General features: G+C 70.0%; 7 protein-coding genes. 3 read left to right on the forward strand and 4 right to left on the reverse strand.

Features of this window, described 5'->3' with window-relative positions:
* Positions 1–292 (reverse strand): TRAP transporter small permease (locus tag AC1D01_RS19695; protein ID WP_477869237.1); only part of this gene is annotated, 292 nt, incomplete at its 3' end.
* Between the two features lie 4 nt (positions 293–296).
* Entirely contained in the window at positions 297–1,001 is a 705-nt protein-coding gene (locus AC1D01_RS19700) for a FadR/GntR family transcriptional regulator (RefSeq protein WP_477869239.1), read from the reverse strand.
* 140 nt (positions 1,002–1,141) lie between these two features.
* Here AC1D01_RS19700 and kduD point away from each other — a divergent pair, with 140 nt between their 5' ends.
* Positions 1,142–1,897 carry a 2-dehydro-3-deoxy-D-gluconate 5-dehydrogenase KduD gene (kduD, locus tag AC1D01_RS19705; RefSeq protein WP_477869241.1) on the forward strand — a complete coding sequence of 252 codons (756 nt, stop codon included), beginning with the start codon at positions 1,142–1,144 and terminating at the stop codon, positions 1,895–1,897.
* 37 nt (positions 1,898–1,934) lie between these two features.
* On the forward strand, positions 1,935–3,521 hold the full coding sequence (locus tag AC1D01_RS19710; protein ID WP_477869243.1) for a discoidin domain-containing protein: 1,587 nt from the start codon (positions 1,935–1,937) through the stop codon (positions 3,519–3,521).
* Positions 3,522–3,527: 6 nt separating this feature from the next.
* On the opposite strand, the gene AC1D01_RS19715 is transcribed toward AC1D01_RS19710, so the two are convergent.
* A complete protein-coding gene (locus AC1D01_RS19715; protein ID WP_477869245.1) occupies positions 3,528–4,214 on the reverse strand; it encodes a DUF6781 family protein in 687 nt (228 codons plus the stop codon).
* Between the two features lie 189 nt (positions 4,215–4,403).
* Here AC1D01_RS19715 and AC1D01_RS19720 point away from each other — a divergent pair, with 189 nt between their 5' ends.
* Positions 4,404–4,628, forward strand: a complete 225-nt coding sequence (locus AC1D01_RS19720; RefSeq protein ID WP_047504444.1) for a hypothetical protein — start codon at positions 4,404–4,406, stop codon at positions 4,626–4,628.
* 29 nt (positions 4,629–4,657) lie between these two features.
* Here the strand turns inward: AC1D01_RS19720 and AC1D01_RS19725 are convergent.
* Positions 4,658–5,261, reverse strand: a 604-nt coding sequence (locus tag AC1D01_RS19725; protein WP_477869247.1) for a DMT family transporter, incomplete at its 5' end; no start/stop codon positions are given.

The raw sequence follows: 5,261 nt of genomic DNA on the forward strand, positions 1-5,261 counted from the left end.
CGCCGATCGTCGCGCCGATGAAGACCACGGCCACCAGGAAGTAGCGCGCGATCTCCTCGGTCCACGAGGCCGAGTCGTTCAGCGCGTAGCGGGTGAAGAACTGGTAGAAGACCGTCGCGCCGAGCAGCGCGAAGAGCGCGAAGGCCAGCCAGTCTTCAGGGCGGTAGGCACGCAGGTCGACCTCGGCATCGTGCACCTCGAAGTGCGCGGCTTCGGCGGCCACGCTGGGCGGGTGGTCGGTGGCGGGCGGGCCGGGCGGGACCTCGGGCTCGTCGATCACTGCGGGCTGCATCGGCTCAGTCTCCAGGTTTCCATCCCGAGGCGAAACGCACCTCGGCGTTCTTCATGTGCTTGCGCATCGCGTCGCGCGCCGCGCGCGGGTCGCGCCCGGCCACCGCCTGCAGCAACTCGCCGTGCTCTTCGACCGCCTGCTTCCACACCACCTCGCCCGAGAAATGCGACTCCATCTGCGTGTACAGCGGGCCGGTGCGCGCCTCCCACAGCTGCTGCACCACCATCAGCAGCGCGCTGTTGCCGCTGGCCTCGGCCAGGCACAGGTGGAAGCGCTGGTCGGCGGCAACGGCCTCGGGCGCATGCGTCGCATGGCGCTGCATGTCGACGAGCGCGCTCTTCAGGCGCTGCAGGTGCTCGGGCGTCGCATGGGTGGCCGCCAGCGCCGCGGTCTCGGACTCGATGATCCAGCGCGCGCGGATCAGGTCGAACGGGCCCGGCGGCGTCGCCTCGGCGCGGTGCGACGCGCCGCCCGGCTTGCGCGCGCTGACGAACACGCCGGCCCCGCCGCGCACCTCGACCAGGCCCTCGACCTCCAGCGCGATCAGCGCCTCGCGCACCGACGGGCGGCTCACGCCGAGCTGCTCCGACAGGTCGCGCTCCGACGGCAGCCGCGCGCCCACGCGGAACTCGCCCTTGTCGATGAGGCGGCTCAGCTGGTCGGCGATCTGCCGGTACAGCCGGCGGCTCTCGATGGTCTGGATGGGCATGGACAACCGGGCGCCTGGATTGGTCAGGCCAGTTGATCTTCAGTGAGCCCTCGCGCCGGTCCAAGAGGGTTGGCCCTGTCAGGGAACTCCCTGACGGCCCTGTGATTGCCAATTGGCCTGACCACTTGTCCAATGTGCGGATGGACCTCTTTCGCCTCGACGGCAAGGTGGCGCTGGTGACCGGCGCGAGCCGCGGCATCGGCCAGGCGATGGCCATCGCGCTGGCACAGGCCGGGGCCGACGTGGCGGGCGCGGCGCAAGGCGACCAGGCCGACACGCAGGCGGCCGTGGAGGCCTGCGGGCGGCGCTACCGCGCACTGCGGGTCGATGTGTCGCAGGTCGCGGGGCTGCCAGCGCTGGTCGACGAGGTGGTGCGCGAGCTGGGCGGGCTGGACATCGTGGTGAACAACGCCGGCATCATCCGGCGCGGCGCGGCGATCGACTTCAGCGAGGCCGACTGGGATGCGGTGACCGACCTGAACCTGAAGGCCGCGTTCTTCCTCGCGCAGGCCGCGGCGCGGCGGTTCGTGCACCAGGGGCGCGGCGGCAAGGTGATCAACGTCGCGTCGATGCTGTCGTTCCAGGGCGGCGTGCGGGTCGCGTCGTACACCGCGGCCAAGAGCGGGCTGATGGGCATCACGCGGCTGCTGGCCAACGAATGGGCGCCGCTGGGCATCAACGTGAACGCGATCGCGCCCGGCTACATCGCGACCGACAACACGCTGGTGCTGCGCCAGGACGAGAAGCGCAACGGCGAGATCCTGGCGCGCATTCCGGCCGGTCGCTGGGGGCGGCCGGACGACCTCGCGGGGGCGACGGTGTTCCTCGCCGCCGCGGCGTCGGACTACATGCACGGCCACACGCTGGCCATCGATGGCGGGTGGCTGGCCCGTTGAAGAAGCAGACGACGACAACCACGACGACGGAGACGACATGACACCGAGATCGCTACTCGCGGCCGCCGCATGCGCGCTGGCCTGGCAGGGCGCTGCGCGCGCCGAGGACGCGCTGGACCTGAAGCTGCGCAACGGATGGGCCGTCGCGGTGCAGCAGGAGGGCGCGATCGCGCAGCGCAGCAACAAGACCTCGTACCCGAAGGTCACCACCAGCGACGCGGCGCAGGCCTGGACCTATGCCGGCTCCGGCGAATGGACCAGCGGCTTCTTCCCCGCCAACCTGTGGCTGCTGCACGGCCAGTTCGCGGCCGACGGCTGGAGCACGCAGGCGCAGACCTGGCAGAACGGCATGGAGGGCCAGGACACCAACACCGGCACGCACGACGTCGGCTTCATGGTGTTCACGCCGTTCGGCAATGCGCACCGCCTGACCGGCGTCGACAGCTACCGGCAGGTGGCGCTGACCGCCGCCAATTCGCTGAGCCAGCGCTACAACGGCACCGTGGGCGCGGTGCGCTCGTGGGGCTCGAACGGCGACAACGCGAACTTCCAGGTGATCATGGACAACATGATGAACCTGGAGCTGCTGTTCTGGGCCAGCCAGCACGGCGGTTCGACGGCGCTCTACAACCAGGCCCGCAGCCATGCGCTGAAGACGCGCGACAACCACGTGCGCGCCGACGGCAGCAGCTACCACCTGGTCACCTACGACCCGGTGACCGGTGCGGTGAAATCGCGCACGACGGTGCAGGGCTACAGCGACAGCTCGACCTGGGCGCGCGGCCAGGCCTGGGGCATCCATGGCTTCACGATGACCTACCGCTTCACCGGCGAGACCACCTTCCGCGACACCGCGCGCAAGCTGGCCGACTGGTACCTGGCGCACCTGCCGGCGGATTCGATTCCGTACTGGGATTTCAACGACCCGGCGATCCCGGGCGCGCCGCGCGACACCTCGGCCGCGGCGATCGCAGCGGCCGGGCTGATCGAGCTGTCGTTGCTGGAGACCGACGCCACGCGCGCCACCACCTACCGCAACGCGGCGCGCACGGCGCTGGGTGCGTTGCTGTCGGCACCGTGGTTCGCGACGCTGGGCACCCCGTCGAACAGCCAGGCGCTGCTGCTGCAGAGCGCCTACAACCACCACGCCGGCAACACGCTCTACAACCAGGGCACGGCCTGGGGCGACTACTACCTGCTGGAAGCGATGCAGCGCTGGCGGCGTGTCAACCCGGGGTTGGCCACGCTGCCGGTGGCCTCGGTCAGCGCGACCAGCGCGCAGGCGGGCAACCCCGCGGCGAATGCGATCGACAACAACCTGGCGACCCGCTGGAGCGCCGAAGGGGACGGCCAGGCGATCACGCTCGACCTGGGTTCGAGCCGCGCGATCCAGAAGGTCGGCGTGGCTTTCTACCTGGGCGACCAGCGCACCGCACGCTTCGACATCGCGACCTCACCCGACGGCAACGGATGGACGACACGCTGGCGCGGCATCTCGAGCGGCCAGACGGCCGCGAAGGAGTTCTACGACATCACCGACGTGACGGCACGCTACGTGCGCATCACGGGGCATGGCAGCACGGCGAGCCAGTGGAACAGCATCACCGAGCTCTCCGTGCATTGAAGCGCGTCAGCGGCGCCGCGTCTTGGCGGCCGGCGCCTCGGCCTCGCCGCCCTGCAGCCCCTCGGCCATGCCGATCAGCACGCCGCTGACCAGCGCCGAGTAGCTGTCGAGTAGCGCCTGCGCCGTCTTCAGGCCGAGCGCGCGGCTGTCGCGGATGGCGGTCTGCGCCTGCGACACCAGCTGCTCGACGGCGTTCGATGCCTGGGCGCCGGTGTCGGTGCCCTTCAGCTTCATCGTCTCGAGCACCTGGCTCCAGGCGCCCTGCAGCGGCTCGGTGGCCGAGCCGGCCGCCTTGCTGACGGTCGCGAAGAAGGTGTCCTCCATCTTCTCCAGGTCGKCCAGCGCGCCCTTCAGCTGCTTTTCCTGCAGGCCGACGCCCTGGTCGACGAACTGCTGCAGCGCCTTGCGGTGCGCCTCGACGGCCTGCAGCAGCGCGCCATCCATGCCGGAGAAGGCCTTGCCGAGCAGCGCCTCCGGGTCGATCGCCGGCGAGGGGTTCCCGGCGAGCCCGGTCGAGGCGGCCTTGGTGACCGTCTTCACGACGCCGCGGATGTTCTGCAGCGTCAGCTCGCGCCCTTGCAGCGCCTTCAGCGTCGCCTCGCCGACCGCCTTGCGCAGCGCCTCGCCCTGGCGGGCGCTGGCCTGCGAGAACATCGCGATCAGTGCGTCCTGGTCGATCCCTGACTTGCTCATTCGCTTCTCCTGGTGGTTGGGTCGGCCGGCGGAATCCGGCGCCCCGCAAGGGTATCCAACTGTTTTCGAGAAGGAAACCTCGCCAGCCCTGATAATGTCGGACCCGCGCGGCCGCGGGCCCTCTATGGGGCCTGCGATCCGCGCCCTTTCCCTCCGGGTGCGCGACCCGCGCCCGCAACCCCCTGATCCATGGCCAAAGACCAAGTCAAGAACTCGATCGATGCCGAAGGCCTGCGTTATCGCACCAAGGCCCCCGGCTCTCCGTTTGCGTCTGCCGGCGTGTTCAGCGCCGCGACGATGTCGTGCTTCCTGTGCGGCAAGCACCGCGCGCGCACTTCGCTGAAGTCGCGCAAGCTGCTGGGCAAGACCCAGTTCGTCTGCGCGCCGTCCTGCAAGGAAGCGGACGAAGCCTAGCCTGGATCGGCCCGCTCGCTGTCAGCCAGTCAGCGGGCCTTCGCGAGCAACCAGATTCCCGCCAGCACCAGCACGGTGCCGGCGGCGACCCATCCGGTGAACGGCTCGCCGAGGATCACCACGCCCATCAGGATCGTGGACAGCGGCCCGACCATCCCGGTCTGGGCCGCCACCGTCGCGCCGACGCGCTCGATGGCCATCATCACCATCAGCACCGGCGCAAAGGTGCACAGCGTCGCGTTCAACACCGACAGCCAGATCACCTCGGGCGCCACCAGCGCTGCCGACATCGGCCGCAGCACGACGAACTGCCCGATGCACAGCACGCAGGCCACCGTGGTCGCGAGGCCCGTGAGCCGCAGCGCACCCAGCCGCTTGACCTCCTCGCCGCTGAACGCCAGGTACAGCGCATAGCTCACCGCGCTGCCGAACACCAGCACCGCGCCCAGCGCCACGTGCGTGCCCACCAGCTGGATCTCGTGCCCGAACACCAGCAGCACGCCGGCATAGCTGACGCCCAGCGCCATCAGCTGGCGGCGGTTCACGGTCTTGTGGAACAGCACGACGCCGAGGAACAGCACCAGCGTCGGGTTCAGGTAGAGGATCAGCCGCTCGAGGCTCGCGCTGATGTAC

It is taken from the genome of Rhizobacter sp. P3_B12 (assembly GCF_056402895.1).

Excerpts from the sequence above, each read along its gene's own strand:
- AC1D01_RS19700 (WP_477869239.1), bottom strand. The coding sequence starts at position 1,001 with ATGCCCATCCAGACCATCGAGAGCCGCCGGCTGTACCGGCAGATCGCC.
- kduD (WP_477869241.1), top strand. The coding sequence starts at position 1,142 with ATGGACCTCTTTCGCCTCGACGGCAAGGTGGCGCTGGTGACCGGCGCG.
- AC1D01_RS19710 (WP_477869243.1), top strand. The coding sequence starts at position 1,935 with ATGACACCGAGATCGCTACTCGCGGCCGCCGCATGCGCGCTGGCCTGG.
- AC1D01_RS19720 (WP_047504444.1), top strand. The coding sequence starts at position 4,404 with ATGGCCAAAGACCAAGTCAAGAACTCGATCGATGCCGAAGGCCTGCGT.